Below are 17,200 nucleotides of genomic sequence, written 5' to 3' on the forward strand. Positions count from 1 at the left end.
CTCAGCCGCGCGGTAGGGTCCTTCCATGGCTACCAGGGGTCGCATCAGCCTGCGACTCGCCACCCAGGTGATGCTGCTGCAGCTGGTCATCGTGACGCTGACGCTGCTCGTCGCGCTCGTTTTGTTCGCCTGGTTCAATCGCCACCGTCTGGACCTCCAGTACAACCGCCACGCGTTGGATATCGCCCGCGTCGTTTCCTCGTCGCCGACGGTCATCAACAACATCGGCCGCTACGACACCGAAAAATTGAGCCCCGGGCCGGCGCTGATCGGCGAACTCACGACCGGCCCGATCCAGGGCATCGCGTCGCGCGTCGAAGACCGCACACATGCTTCGTTCGTAGTGGTCGCCAACATGCGCGGCATCAAGCTCGCGGCTCCCGATCGCGACACGCTGGGTCTTTCGGTCCGCGCCGATATCACCCGGGCGCTGACCGGGCACGAGGGGACGTTCCACGAAGCCACTCCTTTAGGCCGGGCGATAGTGGCCCAAGTCCCAGTGCTCGAGCCCGGTTCCGGTCGTGTCCTGGGGGCGGTCCTCGTTGGCATCTCCACGAAGGAGTTTGACGACCAATTCTCGAGGAACCTGCGCGTAATGGCCGGTATCGCAGGCGTCCTCCTGCTGCTCGGCGGCGCCGGCTCGGTGGTACTGGCCCGCCGATGGCGAGGGCTGACGTTGGGTTTGCGCCCGGACGAGATCACCGAACTCGTGCGAACTCAGGCGGCGGTGCTGCAGGGCATCGGTGAGGGTGTGCTCGCGACCGACACGGCCGGGAGGACGACCTTCGTCAACGACGAGGCGTGCCGACTGCTCGAGATCGGTACCGACACCGGGCGGCCTGTGGACGAGATCGGGTTGACGCCCCGCGTGCTCGACGTGTTCAAGGCTGCGGATTCAAAGCCCAGTTTGGCGACGGTCGGCGAACGCATCGTCGTGGTTTCGGCGCGACCGGTCTCGCGCGAAGGGCGTGAGCTGGGAACGGTTTTGGTGGTGCGGGACCGCACCGACGTCGAATCGCTGACCCGGCAGCTCGATGCGGTGCAGGTGATGAGCACCGTGCTGCGCGCCCAGCGTCACGAGTTCGCCAACCGGCTGCACCTGCTGACCGGGCTCTTGCACGGCGGCCACGTCGAGGAGGGACTGCAATACCTCGAGGAGTTGTTGGGGGCGGGGCCGCTGGGATCGGCGCTGCCCGGTATCGATGCCATCCGCGACACCTACCTGCAAGCGTTCCTGGCGGCCAAGGGCGCGGCCGCCCGCGAGGCCGGCGTGACGCTCACCATCGGTGAAAACACCTGGGTGCCCGGTCGGCTCGTCCTGCCGGTCGACGTCACCACGGTCCTCGGTAACTTGCTCGACAATGCGATCGACGCGGTCCGGATGAGCGGCAACGCCGTCAAAGAGGTGGAAGTCGAGCTGTTGCAAGAGGGTACGACGCTGCACATCACGGTCGCCGACAGCGGCGACGGCGTCGCGCCCGGCTTCGTCGACCAGCTATTCACCGAGGGGACCACCACCAAGCCGGACTCCGGCATACCGGGCGGCCGGGGTATCGGGCTCGCGTTGTCGCGGCAGATCACTCGCGCGCTCGGCGGCGACCTCTTGCTGGCCAGTGCCGGCAACGCCGAGTTGAGGTTGTGCGGAGCGGAATTCATTGCCCGGCTGCCGGGCGTGATGGTTGAGGAGGCGCAATGGGCGACGCAGACCTGACCGTGCTGGTGGTCGACGACGACTTCCGGGTCGCCAACATGCACGCCGAGGTCGTCAACACGCTGCCCGGCTTCACCGTGACCGCCACGGTGAACACGCTCGAGGCCGCGCGCAAGGCCCCCGCGGTCGACCTCGCGCTGGTCGACGTCTACCTGCCCGACGGTTCCGGGATCGACTTCGTCCGCGAATTGGACTGCGACAGCATGGTATTGACGGCGGCGACGGAGGCCGTCACGATCCGCGCCGCCATGTCCGCCGGGGCGCTGAGCTACCTCGTCAAGCCGTTCGCCACCACCGAGCTGGCCGCCCGCCTGGCCGGCTACGCGCGCTACCGCAAGATCCTGGCGTCCCAGAACCTCACGGCCGCCGACGTCGACGCGGCGCAGGACGCGCTGCGCCCCCGCGTCGCCGCCCCGACTCCCCCCACGATCGCGGCGTCGTCCACCAAACAGCTTGTGCTGCAGGCACTGCGAACCTCGGCCAAGGCCATGTCCGCGGCGGAGGTCTCCGCGTCGATCGGCATCTCGCGGGCGACCGCCCAGCGGTACCTGGCGGCGCTGGCCACCGCCGGTGACGTCACCGTCGGGCTGCGCTACGGCACCACCGGGCGGCCCGAACAGGAGTTCACCGCGTCGGACAACCGGCGACCCCGGCTACCGCGCTAACTGGTAGTCCCCGGCCGAGCAGACGCAGACTCGCACCGGCGCGGGCGCGTTCACGCGCGTCCGCGTCTGCCCGCGGTCCTTGGGCTTGGCGGGCCACCAGTTCGCCTTGCCGACCAGGGCCGCCAGGGCCGGCACCGTGACGGTGCGCACCACGAAGGTGTCGATCAAGATGCCCATGCCGATGATGAATCCGGTCTGCACCATGGTCGAGAGGCTGCCGAACAACAGTCCGGACATCGAGGCCGCGAAGATGATGCCCGCCGAGGTGATCACCCCGCCCGTCGAACGGACCGCGCGAACGATGCCCGAGCGGACGCCGGTGCGCGACTCTTCGCGGATCCGGGTGATCAGCAGCAGGTTGTAGTCCGCCCCGACCGCGACCAGCACGATGAACGCCGTCGCCTGCACGTTCCAGTAGATCGGCTGATGGAGCACGAACTGGAAGAAGACGACGCCCACTCCCACCGCCGACAGGAACGAGATCACCACGGACGCAATGAGATACAACGGCGCCACGATCGCGCGGAGCAGCAGCACGAGGATGAGGAACACGATGAGCAGCGTCATCGCCACGATGAGGCGCACGTCGTGGTCGTAGTAGCCGCGAATCGCGCTGTACATCGCGGTCGTTCCGACCAACGAAATCGTCGCGTCCGACAGCGAGGTGTTCGGCTGCGCGCCGCGGGCCGTGTCGAGGATCGACGCGACCTGGTCCATCGCGGCCGTGCTGAACGGGTCGAATTTGGTTTCGACGAGGTAGCGCACCGAATGCCCGTCCGGTGAGAAGAACATCTTGGCCGCCTTCTTGAAATCGTCCGAGCCGAGCGCCTGGGGCGGGATGTACATGCCCGCCATTGACTGCTGGCCGGCGTCGCGCTTCATCGACAGCAGCAGGTCGGCCGCCTGGTTCATGCCCAGGCCCATCTTCTTGGTCTGGTCGACCAGGGTCCGCACGCCGTCGGCCAGCCTGCGGCTGCCGTCGGCCAGCTGGTCGGCGGCCGCCTGCATCTGCGCGACCTTCTGCCGCATGCCCGCGGCGCCGTTGCCGGCGGTCCGCAACCCGTTGCCGGCCGCGGCCAGCAGCGCGCTCAGATTCCGCACGGCCGCTTGGATGCCGGCCACCGCGGGCCGCGGGTTCGCCCCGCCCAGCAGCGGGCCGGCGGCCGCCGCGACGCTGTCGGCCAGTGTCGCAACCGACCCGTTGGCCAGCCCGCGGATGTCGTCCAGCGTCCCGGCGGCCCCGGCGAGCTGTCGCTGCGCCTGGGCGACGGTGGCGGCGAGCTGGGTCATGGGGCCGCCGGCGCCGCGGAGTTGGTCGCGCACCTCGGCGAGGCTTGCCGCCAGTTTGTCCGCGCCGCCGGCCAGCGCGTCGAGGTCGGTGGCGCGGTCGCTGATCTGTGTCGACGCGTCGGCCAGCTTGCCGCCGACCGCTCCGGCTTGCGAGCTGAGCTTGGCCTGATCCAGCGGCTGGCCGTCGGGCCGCGTGATGCCGCGCACCGCGGCGATGTCCGGCAGCTGCGACACGCGTTGCGCCATCTGGTCGAGGTCGGCGAGCGCCCGCGACGTGCGGAGGTCGTGCGGCGAGCGGACGTAGATGTATTCCGGCAGCAGCGCGCTCGTCGAGAAGTGGTTCTGCATCGCCGAAAACCCGGCGTTGCTGGGGGCCGTTTGGGGAAGCTGCAGGCGGTCGTTGAAGGTGGGCCGAAGGAACGCCGCGCAGCAGGCGAGCGCGATCAACACCGACAGGCTGACCAGCAGGTGCGTCTTGGGCCGGCGAACCAGGTGCACGGCGGACCGCTGCCACAGGCGGCCGGCGAGCGCCGCGCGCGGCGCCACCCACCCGCGCCGGCCGGCCAGCGCGAGGATGGCCGGCAACAGCGTGACGGCGGCCAGAAACGCGATCGCGATCGAAATCGCAAGCGCCGGACCGATACTGGTGAAGGCCGGCAGCCGGGTGAAGACCATGCCCAGGAACGTGACCGCCACGGTCGCGGCGGATCCCGCGATCACCTCGCCGATGGAGCTCAGCGCCTTCTGCACGGCCGCGTCCGACTCGAGGCCGGACCGGATGTACTCGTGGTAGCGGCTGATCAAAAAGACCGCGTAATCGGTGCCGGCGCCGAAGATCATGGCGGTCATCAGCGCGATCGTCAGCGCCGAGACCCCGAGCCCGACCTGTGAGAGGGCGGACACCACGCCCTGGGCCGACGCCACCGAGACCCCGATGGTGATCAACGGCAGCAGCACGGTCACCGGCCGCCGGTAGATGACCAGCAGGATGATCAGCACGAACAACGCCGTGACGATCTCGGTCATGTGCATGTCGCGGGCGGTGACGATCGACATGTCCCCGACCATGGCGGCCTGCCCGGTCACGTTCGCGGTGAGCGCGCTGCCCGCGGTGGAGCGCTTGACGACGTCGGTGATCCGTTGGTAGGCCGCCGAGGACTCGGGTGAGCCGGCGGGCGCCCGCAGCATCACCGCCAGGTATAGGGCCTTGTTGTCGGCGCTGACCAGCAGGGGGCGCAGCGCGGGCGTGGTCACCGCGTCCTGCACGCCGGCCACGTCGCGCGCCGCGCCGCGCAGCGTCGCGGCCAGCTTGCCGTAGGCGTCCTCGTCGGCCGGTTGCAGGCCCCGGTCGCCGGTGAGGACGACGATCAGGACATTCTGGGCCGATTCGCCGAAGTCCTTGGCCATCTGCTCGGCGGCCGCCATCGCCTTGGCCGGCAGCGGCTGCACCGTCTGGCCCTCGACCACCTTGGCCAGCGGTGGGAAGGCGACGGCCAGCACCGCCACCGCCGCGGCCCAGGCCGCGATCACGAGCCACGGCGCGCGCACCGCGGCGCGACCCAGCACGCCGAACGCGCCGGTGCCGGCCTTGGGCGTGGTGGACTGCTTGGTCATTTTTCAAACCCCTCATCGTCGGGCCGCGAACGACTTTCGCCTCGGTACGGCGAACTTATGGCGCCGCAGGCGCCGGGGTCTCGCTTGTGAGCGATAGTCGGAAATAGCGACGATTCCCCGGTTTTGCGCGTTGTGCTCGCCGCGCGGCTACCCCGCCGCCGCCGGCTCGCGGCACGGCCAGCCGATGGTGGCGTTCAGCGACAGGTCGTTCAGGGCGCCCGAAAGTGCTTGCCGCAGCGTCCCATTCGAGGGTTTACGGCCCGGCTGGTACGCGACGACGGAGACGAAAACCTCCCCGTTGACCCGGCCCGAGGCCACGGACAGCATTCCGCCGAACCGGTCCATGATCGACGTGCTGACGTCGGGGTGGGGAGCCTTGATGGCGAACCGGTCGGCCCGGGTGCCGTCCGGCCGGTAGGCGTCCGGGTCGACCACGCCGATGTTGGAGGAGACGACCGCGGTGGGGCTGCCGGCGGCCGCCCCGGCGATCCGCCTGACCAGCCGCCGCGGCATCAGCGGAACGAGGGGCAGCAGTTCCCGCCGGTTGTCCGGGACGTCCCCCCGGCGGATCAGCGCCCGCTTGGTCGCGGCGCGGATCTCGCGCAGGTCGGTCGCCGCGCGGACGGGGTCGACGGTGATGTCGACGTTGCCGACGGCGTTGGCGCGGGTGTCGCCCGCGGTGCGCTCGTTGACGGGGATGCCCACGGTGACGGCGCCGTCGGCGGTGACCCGTCCCACGCGCTGGGCCAGGCGGGCCGCCAGCCCCGCGAGGAGGCTGTTGCTGGTCCCGCCGAGCGCCTCGGCGCGGGCGTCCCACTCGGCGGCGTCGACGAAGATGGTTTCCGTTGGCAGCGTGATGGTTTCGTCGGCGCCGCGGGGAGACGCCGGTGGCGGGCCGGCCCGGACCGGGCCGTCGTGGCCGGGCCGCGCGAGCCGTGCGGCGGCGCGCAAGGCGCGGCCGATGTCGGGGAGGTCGCGCGCGAGCCGGCCGGCGTCCTCGCGCAGCGCGCGCCAGCGCCGGCGCGACCCGGCGGCGGGCCACTCGATCGGGTCGGGGCGGCCCGCGGCGGCGTCGGCCAGGGCGTCGCAGAGCCCGATGCCGTCGGTGAGCACGTGCGGGACGACCAGGCTCACCCCCGCGCCGCCGTCGGTGAACGGCAGCACCGCCAGCTGCCAGCCGGGCCCGCGCTCGACGTCGAGCGGCGTGGCGGCCTGCTCGCGCAGCCAGGCGTCGAAGTCCTCGCGCGGCCGCGGGGTCGCGGCGATCTCGAGCTCGGCGTCATCGGCGGGTGCGACCCAGCGGTGCCGGCCGAACGGCAGCGCCGAGCGCTCGATCCGGCGCGACAGCCGGCCCCGCTGCAGGTTGCGGTGGAACCGGCGCAGGCCGTCGAGGTCGATCGCTCGCTCGTAGACCCAGACGCACTGCAGCTGGCCGAGGACTTTGGTCGCGCGCTCCAGGGTGGCGAAGGTCTGGTCGAAGAGGTCGAGCGTGGTGTTCATGTGCCTTGTTCCTGTCGTCTGTCGGGGTCTATCGGGCCGCGAGCGCGGGGGCCGGCCAGCCGCTGGTGGCGTTGAGTGAGAAGTCGTGCAATGCGCCCGAAAGCGCTTGCCGCAGAGCGTCCTTGGAGTTTTGCCGACCCGGCTGGTACGCCTGCACCGAGACGAAGACCTGGCCGTGCACGCGCGCCGACAGCAGGGCCAGCACCCCGCCGACGCGTTCCATCGTCGCCCGGGTCATGCCCGGGTACAGCGAGGTCACCGAGACGTAGTCCGCGTCGGTGCCGTCTGGCCGGTTGACCTCCGCGGGGGCCGCGCCGAGGTTGGAGGAGACGACGCCGGTGGCATTGCCGGTGGCGACGCCCACGCACCGCTTGGCGACCCGCTTGGGCAGCAGCGGGACGAGGGGCAGCAGTGCCTCCCGCTCGTCCGACGCCTCCTGGCGGTGAATCAGCGCCCGCTTGATCGCGGCCCGGATCTCGCGCAGGTCGGTGGCCGCGGGCGCGGGGTCGACGGTGACGTCGACGTTGGCGACGGCGTTGGCGCGGGTGTCGCCCGCGGTGCGCTCGCTGACGGGAATCGCCAGGGCGACCGAGCCGTCGGCGCCGACGCGCCCCACGCGCTGGGCGAGCCGGGCCGCCAGCCCCGCGAGCAGCGCGTTGCTGGTGCCGCCGAGCGCCTCGGCGCGGGCGTCCCACTCCGCGGCGTCGAGGAAGACCGTCGTCGTGGGGATGGTGACGGGCTCGTCCGCGCCGCCGGCCGGCGTGGCGGCGGGACCGGCCTGCTCGGCGCCGCGGTCGCGCCGTGCCCGACGCGCCGCGGCGGCGGCGGCTTTCAACGCGCGCCGGACGGCCGGCAGGTCGCGGGCGGTCTGGCGGGCGTCCTCGCGCAGGGCCTGCCAGCGTCGGCGCGCCCCGGCGGCGGGCCAGTCGATGGCGCTGTCGTAGCCGCAGGCCGCTTCCATCACCGCCAGGCAGCCGGCCATGCCGTCGGCCAGGCTGTGCAGGGCGACCAGGCTCACCCCCGCGCCGCCGTCGGTGAACGGCAGCACCGCGAGGTGAAAACCCGGTCCGCGCTCGGCGTCCAGGGGAGTTGCGGCCTGCTCGCCCAGCCAGGCGTCGAACTCCTCGCGCGGCCGCGGCGTCGCGACGATCTCGAGCTCGGCGTCATCGGCGGGTGCGACCCACCGGTGCCGGCCGAACGGCAGCGGCGAGCGTTCGATGCGCCGCGCCAGCCGGCCCCGCATCAGGTGGCGGTGAAACCGGCGCAGGCCGTCCAGGTCGACCCCGCGGTTGTACACCCAGACGCACTGCCCCACGCCGGTGACCCCGGTCGCCTCCTCGAAGCGGAACAGGGCCTGGTCGAACAGGTCGAGGACGTTGGTCATGTCGGTCGGTCCTTTCCTAATCAGGGGTTTGTCAGCGGCTGATGACCGGTATGCCGTGCGACGAATTGGCGTGGTGTGCAACGGCATCCGTCCAGCCCGAGGTGGACTTGACGGCGTAGGCGAACGCCCGGGTGAGCGCCGCGAGGTAGCGGTGCACCGACTTGCGGGCCTCGGGGTTGTCCGGGAATGAGATCGTCGCGGTGGTCTTGTCGGCCTGACGGTTGATCCACAGGTTGACTCCGCCGTGTGACAGGTTGTCGGCGTAGGTGCCCCAGTTGGTCTCTTCGAAGAGGCCGAAGGCGGGGATCTTCCGAAAATCCATGAAGGACACCATCATTGCCCGGTGGTCGGGTGGCGCGATGCCCAACTCGAGTGGGGCCGCCAGTTCGAGCGCGCGCTCGACGGGCACGTCGGCGAGGGCCTTGGCGGCGCCGAACGACTCCTGAGCGGCCCGGGCCGCCTCGGCGAAGGTGGCGGTGCAGATCGGCACGCTGACCGGGACCAGGTTGGCGAACCACCCGACGGTCATCGAGTCGACGCCCGGCGTGCGCGTGTCGTACGGCGTGAAGCCGTGATAGGTTGCGGCGCCGGTGAACTCGTGCTCGGTGAAGGCCGCGCAGGCCAGCACTCCCCCGCTGAACCGGGCCCCGGCCGCGTGGCAGGCGATCTCGAACGACTCGGTGTCGGCGGCGTCCAGCAGGTCGACCGTGATGAAGGCGCCCTTGTTGGCGGCCCCGCCGTCGCCGAGCGGCAGCGGGAAGGTCGGCCACTGGCCGCCGGCGTCGCGCGCGAAGTCGATCCACGCCTTGACCTCCGGTGCGGACAGGGTCAACCCCGCGAGGCCGTCGCGCTGGCGCGCGGCGTAGGCGCGGTAGCTCGCCACCTGTGGCAGCGCGACGGGCTCGGCCCCGGGCTGCGACAGGTGCTGGTAGGTCAAATGGACGTCGAAGAAGATCAGGCCGGCCGACATCCCGTCGATGTGCAGGTGGTCGACGCTGGCGTAGAAGGTGAAGTGGTCGGCGTGCTGGACGACGCCGAACGTGAAGCAGTCCCACTCGAGCGTCGGCGGCGTCGTCGTCAGCGCGTGCGTGCGAACCTGCTCGGCGCTCATGTGGCCGAACTCGGTGGGCACCAGGTCGATGGCCCGGGGGTCCTCGATCGTGCGGCGGACGATGACGCCGTCCTCGAGCTGGAACCAGTCGTGGTAGGCGTCGTGACGGCGGACGTGCGCGGTGATCGTCGCCGTCATCGCCGCGATGTCACATGCACCGGGGATGTCCCACGCCACCACCATCAGCCGGGGCAGTTGCGCGCCCCGCTTCGCGGCGTCGTGGGCGGTCCGCAGGTGGCGAGCGCGCTGGTAACTGGGCGCCAAGTCGCTGCGCGGCGCGATGCGGGCCGCGGCGCGCGCGGCGGCCGAGGCCCGCCACGTGACGACCCGACCCTCGCCCGGCTGCCACCCGTCGATGCTTCCCAGTGCGACCATTTTCCCCGACCCCGTTTCTCGTGTCGTGCCGCGGCCCGATCGCAATCTCGCGAAAGTGGTTGCCGCGAGCGGCTTTTCGGCTCATGCGGCGTTCCTGCGGCGTATTCGGTTATCAGCTGAAACCGAAGTTACGGCGCGACGGTGTGGGGAGTCTCGCTTGTGGGCGATAGTCGAACTAAGCGACGATTACCCGGTTTTGCGCATTGTGCTCAGCGTGAGGTGTTGGCGGCGTTACGGATTCACAGCCCCGGCTGATCGTCGATGATGCCCAGCCAGATCTGCGCCGCGTCGATGGCCACCTTCTCGCTGATGAAGGCGTGCTGGGTTCCGGTGTACATGTCGCGGAAGGCGCGCTCCAGGCGGCTGCCCTCGCGGATGGAGCTGGTGCCCGCGACCAGATGGGCCCACTCGGCGCAGGCCCGGGCCGTGTCGGTCGCGTAGACGGCGGCCACCCGCATGTCGGCGCGCAGGGCCGGTGTCAGGTCGTCGCCGGCCGCGACGGCCGCCTCGGCGGTGCCGAACGCGTCGAGCACCAGCAGGCGGGCGGCGCGCCACGCCGCCCGGTGGTGGGCCAGCCCCTTCTGGAAGGTCGGCCGGCTGGCCAGCGACGCCATGTCGCTCATCCGGAACTTCGTGGCGGCCAGCTCCTGGACGTCGTCGAGCATGCTCTTGGCGACCCCGAGCGCCCACGACGCGTGGCCCGCGGCGGTGACCGGCATCAGCCCCATCCGGGTGGCCGGCGACGCGCCGCGGTGGGGCTCGCGCACGAACAGCTCGAAGGTGCGCTCGGCGGGCACGAACAGGTCCTGCGCGCTGTAGTCGTAGGACCCGGTTCCCTTGAGCCCCTGGACGAACCAGCCGTCGTCGAAGCTGATCTGGTCGCGCGGCACCACGGCGACCCGCATCTCCGGGAAGCCCTCGCTGATCCAGCGCATCTCGCCGTCGTCCATCGGCAGGAACCCGGCCGCGATGTATTGGGAGTGGCCGATGCCCGAGCCGAAGTTCCACGCCCCGTTCACAACGTAGCCGCCGTCGACGGCGGTGCCCTGCCCGTTGGGGAAGAACTGGCCGCCCAGGGTGACGCGGTTGTTGTGGGCCGTGAACACCTCCGCGAAGCCCTCGTCGGGCAGGTAGGCCGCGGCGGCGAAGGACGACGGCAGGTTGGCGATCCCGATCCAGCCGAACGACCCGTCCTGCCAAGCCATTTCGATCCAGGTCTCGATCATCTCGGCGAACGACGGCTCGACACCGCCGGCCGGGACGGGGTTGAAGGCCGACATCAGCCCGGTGGCCCACATCTCGTCGACGATCGCGGGGGTGAGGGTGCGGGCCCGCTCGGATTCCGCCGCCTGCGCGCGAACCAGCTCTCGCATTCCGCGGGCCAGCGAGACCACGCGGTCGTCCGTGTCGGCCAACGACGTCATCGGCGTACTCCTCATCGAGCGGCGGATCGCCTAACTCTACGGCGGTGCCCTACCGTGTGGCTGTGCGGTGGATCGTCGACGGCATGAACGTGATCGGGAGTCGCCCCGACGGGTGGTGGAAGGACCGCGGCCGCGCGATGGTGAGCCTGGTCGACCGGCTCGAGGCCTGGGCGCCGACGCAGGAAGGCCGCGTGACGGTGGTGTTCGAGCGGCCGCCGGCGACGGCCGTCACTTCGTCGGTGGTCGAGATCGCCTATGCGCCCAGGGCCGCGGCGAACTCCGGCGACGACGAGATCGTTCGCCTGGTGCGGGCCGACGCGCGACCCGGCGAGATACGGGTCGTCACCTCGGACAAGGCGCTCACCGATCGCGTCGCCGGGCTGGGCGCGACGGTCTATCCGTCGGCGAGCTTTCGTGACCTCATCGATCCGCGGTGAGCGCCGGCGTCAGCGTGGACTTGGCGCCCGGTCGGGCCGGCTCAGCTCAGGGCCGCCAGCGCCGCGTCGTAGTTGGGCTCTTGCGCGATCTCGGGCACCAGCTCCGAGTAAGCGACGTTGCCGTCGGCGCCGATCACCACGACCGCACGGGCCAGCAGCCCCGCCATCGGGCCGTCGGCGATGGTGACCCCGTAGTCCTCGCCGAAGCTGTCCCGGAACGCCGAGGCCGTCTTGACGTTTTCGATGCCCTCCGCGCCACAGAATCGGGCCTGGGCGAACGGCAGGTCCTTCGATACGCACAGGACCGACACACCGCTGTCGGCGGCGCGCTGGTTGAAGGTTCGCACGCTCGTCGCGCACACCGGCGTATCGACCGACGGAAAGATGTTCAGCAGCAAGGGCTTTCCGCTGAACTGCTCGCTGCTGACCGCGCCGAGGTCGCTGCCGGTCACGGTGAAGGCCGGGGCCTTAGATCCGACGGCAGGAAGCTCGCCGACAGTGTTGATCGGGTTTCCACGCAAGGTTATCTGTGCCATGGCCACAGTCTGCCAAGCGCCGCGGCGCGACCGCGGGCCAGGTCCACATGTCCTAAATGGTGGGGCACCTGGCGTAGACGACATCCGGCGGGTGGCGAAGACTAACGGCCATGGCTCGCAACGTCGTGATCGTCGGCTTCCCCGGCGTCCAGGCGCTCGACGTGGTGGGGCCCCACGACGTGTTCACCAGCGCGTCCCTGCTGACCGGCGGCGGCTACGACGTCGCCCTGGCCGCGCCCGACCGGCAGCCGGTGACCACCGCCACCGGGCTGGGTTTCGTCACGGCGCCGCTGCCGCATCCGGGCGAACCCGTCGACACCGTCGTGCTGCCCGGGGGCGGTGGTGTGGACGCGGCGCGCTCCAACCCGGAGTTGATGGCCTGGGTCAAGGCGGTCGCCGGACACGCCCGCCGCGTCGTCACCGTGTGCACGGGCGCCTTTCTCGCCGCGGAAGCGGGGCTGCTCGACGGGCGGCGGGCGACCACCCACTGGGCGTTTGCCGGGCGCTTGGCCCGCGAGTTTCCGAGCGTCGACGTCGACCCGGACCCGATCTTCGTGCGCAGCTCCGAGACGGTGTGGACGGCCGCCGGCGTCACCGCCGGGATCGACCTGGCGCTCTCGCTGGTCGAGGACGATCACGGCACCGAGATCGCGCAGACGGTCGCCCGCTGGCTGGTGCTGTACCTGCGCCGGCCCGGTGGGCAGACGCAGTTCGCGGCGCCGGTGTGGATGCCGCGCGCCAAGCGGCCGTCGATCCGCGAGGTATAGGAGGCCATCGAGGCCGAACCGGGCGGCACGCACAGCATCGGCGAGCTGGCCCGCCGCGCCGCGATGAGCCCGCGCCACTTCACGCGTGTGTTCACCGACGAGGTCGGTGAGGCGCCCGGCCGCTACGTGGAACGCGTCCGCACCGAAGCCGCGCGCCGCCAGCTGGAGGAAACCGACGACACCGTCGTCGCCATCGCCGCCCGGTGCGGCTTCGGCACCGCGGAAACCATGCGCCGCAATTTCCTTCGGCGCGTGGGTATTTCACCGGACCAGTACCGCAAGGCCTTCGCCTAGGCAGAGAGGACAACACCGATGACACAGATCGCGTTCGTGGCCTACCCCGGACTCACCGGCTGGACATGATCGGCCCGTACGCGCTGCTGCGCAACCCGCCCGGCGCCGACGTGCCGATCGTGTGGCCGGCCGAAGCGGGCCGCTAAGTCCAACGCCGAGCGTGAAATTCACGACGCGACACGCCGGTGACGCGTCGCGGATTGCACGCTCGGCGCTATGACTGGGGCTGCAGGATGTCGGTGGTCGCGAGCTGGCCGCCGGCCTGCATCCATTCGGCGACGACCCGAGGCGCGTCCCGGTTGGGGTTGTAGATGTCTTCCTCGCTGGAGAACAGGCCGTCGCCGGCATAGACGAGGCGGGTCCAGTTCGGGAACCAGAACGGCTCACCGTTCGGGTCGGTGGGGTGGTCGAGCAGGTTCTTGATCATCACGACGACCGCGTCGTTGTCGTCGTCGTAGGCGATCCAGTCGCTGGGAAACCGCATGTGCGGGAACGGGGCCATGACCGCGACGATCCAGTCCCGCACGGCCTCGCGGCCGTGAAAGACGCCGTAGTGGTGTTCGGTGTAGACCACATCCTCGGTGAAGAGGTCGGCAAAGGGACGCCAGTCGCCCGAGGCGCTACACCCTTCAACGACGGTGGTGTAGTTCCGGACGGCTTCTTCGATTTCGGCCCTGCTGAATCTGCCCATAGCGGACACACTAGAACGTGTTCTCACTATTGGCGAAAGTTCTCGAATGGGGTTGGCATGGGCGTTTTGGATCTGTTTGACTTGCGCGGCAAGACGGCCCTGGTGACCGGGGCGTCCAGCGGCATCGGCAAGAAGGTGGCGGAGGCATACCTGCAGGCCGGCGCCCAAGTCGCCATCGCGGCACGCCATTCCGACGTTTTGCACGAGGTCGCCGAGGAGCTCTCCTCGGTCGGCGGCGCGGTGCTGCCGATCGGTTGTGACGTGACGCAACCCGAGCAGGTGACCGCGATGGTGGACCGGGTCACCGCCGATCTGGGTGGGCTCGACATCGCGGTGTGCAACGCCGGATTCGTGAATGTCACCGCGCTGCTGGACATGTCGCCCGAACAGTTTCAGGCGATCCAGGACACCAATGTGACGGGGGTGTTCCTCACCGCCCAGGCCGCCGCCCGGGCCATGGTCAAGCGCGGCAACGGCGGGGCCATCATCACCACCGCCTCGATGTCGGGCCACATCATCAACGTCCCGCAGCAGGTCGGCCACTACTGCACCTCCAAGGCCGCGGTCATCCACCTGACCAAGGCGATGGCCGTGGAATTCGCGCCGCACAACATCCGGGTCAACAGCGTCAGCCCGGGATACATCCGCACCGAGCTCGTCGAGCCGTTGGTCGAATACCACGCCCAATGGGAGCCGAAGATACCGCTGGGGCGAATGGGCCGGCCCGACGAACTCACCGGCCTGTATCTGTATCTGGCCAGCGAGGCGTCGAGCTACATGACCGGTTCCGACCTCGTCATCGACGGCGGCTACACCTGCCCTTAGATCGGCTATCCCTCCAGCTGGCCGGAGATTCCGCGATCGATGCTCGCCCGCGTGGTGGCCGGCAACACGATCAGGCCATCGAGTTCCTTGCGGGCCAGGTCGAAGGCGTTCTGGCGTTCCCGCGGTGCCGCGGCGGGGTCGGCCGCCACCCGCAACAGGCTCTGCGCCCGCGCGATGCGCTGCTGGTCGTCGCGCGAGAAGTCGCTGCGCCGCCTGCGCATCGCCTCGGCCTCGGCGACGTTGAACGCGGTCACGTAGTCCTCGACCGCGGATTGATATCGCGCCGCCACCTCCCGGTCGTCCAGGAGGTCTTCGGCCTTGAGCGGGCGCAGGAAGTCCGCCCGCAGCTTGGCCTTGTGGAATTCGACGGTCAGCGGGTCGCGCATGTCGGTCATCAGTGGGAAGTCCAAAAGTTTGGCGACGTCGAGTTCGTACTCGAGCCAGCGCGCGTCCGTGCGGCCGTGCTCCTCGATCACCCGCCGCAGCGAACGCCATTGCGCGGCTTGGCTATTGGCGTTCGAGGCGGAGGGCGTGGCCGCTTCGGCCGTCGGGGCGTGATCGAGGGGCCGCGGTTCTGCGGCGCGGCGCCGGTTGGCGGCGAACGCCCGGACCGCGGCAAAGAACATGCCCGCCACCGGCAGGATCACGATCAGCAGCTCCGCCAACCGGAATAGCAAGCCCACACGGCCAGGATGCCACCCCCGAGGGGGTGGCCGGGCGTTTTGACCCCGACCCTAGTGCGCGCCCAGCGTGCCGCCGAGGTATTCGGCGCGGCAGGCCCGGCGGGCCAGCTTGCCGCTGGTGGTGCGTGGGATCGCGCCGGCGGGCAGGAAGCGCACGTCGGACACGGTTACCCCGTGCCGCCGCGCCACCGCGGCCCGGATCGCCTCGATGGCCGGCGCCGGGTCGTCGCGGCTGGTGCCCGCGGCGCGTTCGGCGACGATCACCAGCCGCTCGCCGCCGTCGCCGGCCGGCGCGGTGAACGCGGTCGCGTAGCCGCGGCGCACCATCGCCGACGCCCCGGCGGCGGTGGCCTCGATGTCTTGCGGGTAGTGGTTGCGGCCCCCGACCGTCACCAGGTCGGCGATGCGGCCCGTCACGTACAGCTCGCCGTCGAGATAGAACCCCAGGTCCCCGGTCCGCAGCCAGGGGCGCCCGGCGTTCGCGCCCTCGGCGTGGCTGCCCTCGCCGAGCCGGGATCGCAGCTGCGCGCCGAAGGCCCGCCGGCTTTCGGCCGGCAGGCCCCAATAGCCGCGGCCCACGTTGTCGCCCTGCAGCCAGATCTCGCCGACCCGGCCGTCGGGCAATTCGTCCGCGGTGTCCGGGTCGACGACGACCGCCCACAGGCTGCGGGCCACCCGCCCGCAGGACACCTGCGGCACGGCGTTCGGCGCGTCGGCCGCGACGCGCACCGCGTGCCCGGCGCCCAGCCGTTCGCGGTCGAGGTAGACCACCGAAGCCTCCGCGGCGGGTTCGATGGTCGCCACCAACAGCGTCGCCTCCGCGATGCCGTACGACGGTTTGAACGCCGTGCGCGGCAATCCGTAGGGCGCGAAGGCCTTGTTGAAGGTTTTGATCGCCTCGATGCTGACCGGTTCGGACCCGATGATCAGCACCACGTTGCCCAGGTCGACGTCGTCGCCCGGCCGGGGCAGGCCGCGCTGCGCGGCCCATTCGTAGGCGAAGTTGGGCGCCGCGGTAACCACCCGCCCTTGCCGCGAGCCCTCCGACAGCGCGTGGATCCACCGCAGCGGCCGGCGCACGAACGCGGTGGGCGACATCAGCGTGGAGTGCCCGCCGTACACCGCGGGAAAGCCGATCATCGACAGACCCATGTCGTGGTAGAGCGGTAACCAGCTGACGCCGTGGGTGTTTCGGTCCAGCAGGTCGATCGACAGGATCATCTGCACCAGGTTGGTGCCGACCGCCCGGTGGGTGATCTCCACCCCGACCGGGGGCCGCGTCGAGCCCGACGTGTACTGCAGGTGCGAGACGTCGTCCATGCCCAACTCGGTGGGGGCGAAGCCCTCGCCCTCGGAGTCGGGTATCTGATCGATGACGACGACGCGCGGCGGCCTGAGGTGCGTCAGGTTGCTCAGGAACTTCTCGACGGAATCCTTTGCGGCCGTGGTGGTCAGGACGACCGTGGGCTCGGAATCGCGCAGGGCGGTATCGAGGCGTTCGGCGTGGCCGGGCAGTTCGGGCGCGAACAGCGGCACCGCGATGGTCCCGGCCTTGACGGCCGCGTAGAAGCCCGCGACGTAGTCGATGCCCTGCGGCGCGAGCACCGCGACCCGCTCGCCGCGCCCCGCCAGTTGTTGCACGCGCGCGCCGATGGCCTGCAATCGCGCGCCGAACTGGGTCCAGGTCACCTCGGTGGCCTGGACCTCGGCCGCGCGGCTGTGGTCGAGGTAGCGGTAGGCGACGGCATCCCCGACGTTGGCGACGTTGCGCTCGATCAGGGATATCAACGTGACGCCCGGTGGCAACGCAACGCCGCCCCGGGCGTCCAGGCAGTCCTCGATCTGCAGCAGGCCGGGCACCGGCGCGTCCTTTCGGGAGCCGCGATCCATAGG

The 17,200-nt window shown here is 70.7% G+C and carries 13 protein-coding genes and 1 pseudogene; 5 read left to right on the forward strand and 9 right to left on the reverse strand.

The annotated features are described in order from the left end of the window. Nucleotides 1-25 precede the first annotated feature (25 nt). Both AWC19_RS12945 and AWC19_RS12950 read left to right on the forward strand, forming a co-directional pair. Nucleotides 26-1,711, forward strand: a complete 1,686-nt coding sequence (locus tag AWC19_RS12945) for a sensor histidine kinase (RefSeq protein WP_245848942.1) — start codon at nucleotides 26-28, stop codon at nucleotides 1,709-1,711. After that, the gene (locus tag AWC19_RS12950) at nucleotides 1,693-2,376 is read left to right on the forward strand and encodes a response regulator (protein WP_085078471.1); all 684 of its coding nucleotides are present in this window, start codon (nucleotides 1,693-1,695) and stop codon (nucleotides 2,374-2,376) included. Before AWC19_RS12945 ends, AWC19_RS12950 begins: the two co-directional genes overlap by 19 nt. Here the strand turns inward: AWC19_RS12950 and AWC19_RS12955 are convergent. The 5 genes from AWC19_RS12955 to AWC19_RS12975 form a co-directional block, all read right to left on the reverse strand. Then, nucleotides 2,365-5,280 carry an MMPL/RND family transporter gene (locus AWC19_RS12955; RefSeq protein ID WP_085078472.1) on the reverse strand — a complete coding sequence of 972 codons (2,916 nt, stop codon included), beginning with the start codon at nucleotides 5,278-5,280 and terminating at the stop codon, nucleotides 2,365-2,367. The genes AWC19_RS12950 and AWC19_RS12955 overlap by 12 nt on opposite strands. A 147-nt stretch (nucleotides 5,281-5,427) precedes the next feature. Then, on the reverse strand, nucleotides 5,428-6,780 hold the full coding sequence (locus tag AWC19_RS12960) for a condensation domain-containing protein (protein ID WP_085078473.1): 1,353 nt from the start codon (nucleotides 6,778-6,780) through the stop codon (nucleotides 5,428-5,430). Nucleotides 6,781-6,808: 28 nt separating this feature from the next. Further along, nucleotides 6,809-8,164 carry a hypothetical protein gene (locus AWC19_RS12965; RefSeq protein ID WP_085078474.1) on the reverse strand — a complete coding sequence of 452 codons (1,356 nt, stop codon included), beginning with the start codon at nucleotides 8,162-8,164 and terminating at the stop codon, nucleotides 6,809-6,811. 31 nt (nucleotides 8,165-8,195) lie between these two features. Next, on the reverse strand, nucleotides 8,196-9,650 hold the full coding sequence (locus tag AWC19_RS12970) for a condensation domain-containing protein (protein WP_085078475.1): 1,455 nt from the start codon (nucleotides 9,648-9,650) through the stop codon (nucleotides 8,196-8,198). 239 nt (nucleotides 9,651-9,889) lie between these two features. Continuing rightward, nucleotides 9,890-11,074: an acyl-CoA dehydrogenase family protein gene (locus AWC19_RS12975; RefSeq protein ID WP_085078476.1), complete on the reverse strand. Its 1,185-nt coding sequence runs from the start codon at nucleotides 11,072-11,074 to the stop codon at nucleotides 9,890-9,892. Between the two features lie 62 nt (nucleotides 11,075-11,136). Between AWC19_RS12975 and AWC19_RS12980 the strand changes: the two genes are divergently transcribed. Then, nucleotides 11,137-11,511: an NYN domain-containing protein gene (locus AWC19_RS12980; protein ID WP_085078477.1), complete on the forward strand. Its 375-nt coding sequence runs from the start codon at nucleotides 11,137-11,139 to the stop codon at nucleotides 11,509-11,511. 41 nt (nucleotides 11,512-11,552) lie between these two features. On the opposite strand, the gene tpx is transcribed toward AWC19_RS12980, so the two are convergent. Next, nucleotides 11,553-12,047, reverse strand: coding sequence for a thiol peroxidase (gene tpx, locus AWC19_RS12985; RefSeq protein WP_085078478.1), 495 nt, complete (start codon nucleotides 12,045-12,047; stop codon nucleotides 11,553-11,555). A 110-nt stretch (nucleotides 12,048-12,157) separates the two neighbouring features. On the opposite strand from tpx, the pseudogene AWC19_RS12990 reads away from it, so the two are divergent. Next, a pseudogene (locus tag AWC19_RS12990) lies at nucleotides 12,158-13,108 on the forward strand (GlxA family transcriptional regulator). Between the two features lie 214 nt (nucleotides 13,109-13,322). On the opposite strand, the gene AWC19_RS12995 reads toward AWC19_RS12990, so the two are convergent. Continuing rightward, nucleotides 13,323-13,799 carry a nuclear transport factor 2 family protein gene (locus AWC19_RS12995; protein WP_085078479.1) on the reverse strand — a complete coding sequence of 159 codons (477 nt, stop codon included), beginning with the start codon at nucleotides 13,797-13,799 and terminating at the stop codon, nucleotides 13,323-13,325. A 57-nt stretch (nucleotides 13,800-13,856) separates the two neighbouring features. On the opposite strand from AWC19_RS12995, the gene AWC19_RS13000 reads away from it, so the two are divergent. Next, entirely contained in the window at nucleotides 13,857-14,624 is a 768-nt protein-coding gene (locus AWC19_RS13000; protein ID WP_085078480.1) for an SDR family oxidoreductase, read from the forward strand. Nucleotides 14,625-14,629: 5 nt separating this feature from the next. On the opposite strand, the gene AWC19_RS13005 is transcribed toward AWC19_RS13000, so the two are convergent. Next, on the reverse strand, nucleotides 14,630-15,307 hold the full coding sequence (locus tag AWC19_RS13005) for a hypothetical protein (protein ID WP_085078481.1): 678 nt from the start codon (nucleotides 15,305-15,307) through the stop codon (nucleotides 14,630-14,632). Between the two features lie 51 nt (nucleotides 15,308-15,358). Next, on the reverse strand, nucleotides 15,359-17,197 hold the full coding sequence (locus AWC19_RS13010; RefSeq protein WP_085078482.1) for a fatty acyl-AMP ligase: 1,839 nt from the start codon (nucleotides 17,195-17,197) through the stop codon (nucleotides 15,359-15,361). Between the last annotated feature and the right edge of the window lie 3 nt (nucleotides 17,198-17,200).

Source organism: Mycobacterium palustre, assembly GCF_002101785.1.
Classification (GTDB): Bacteria; Actinomycetota; Actinomycetes; order Mycobacteriales; family Mycobacteriaceae; genus Mycobacterium; species Mycobacterium palustre.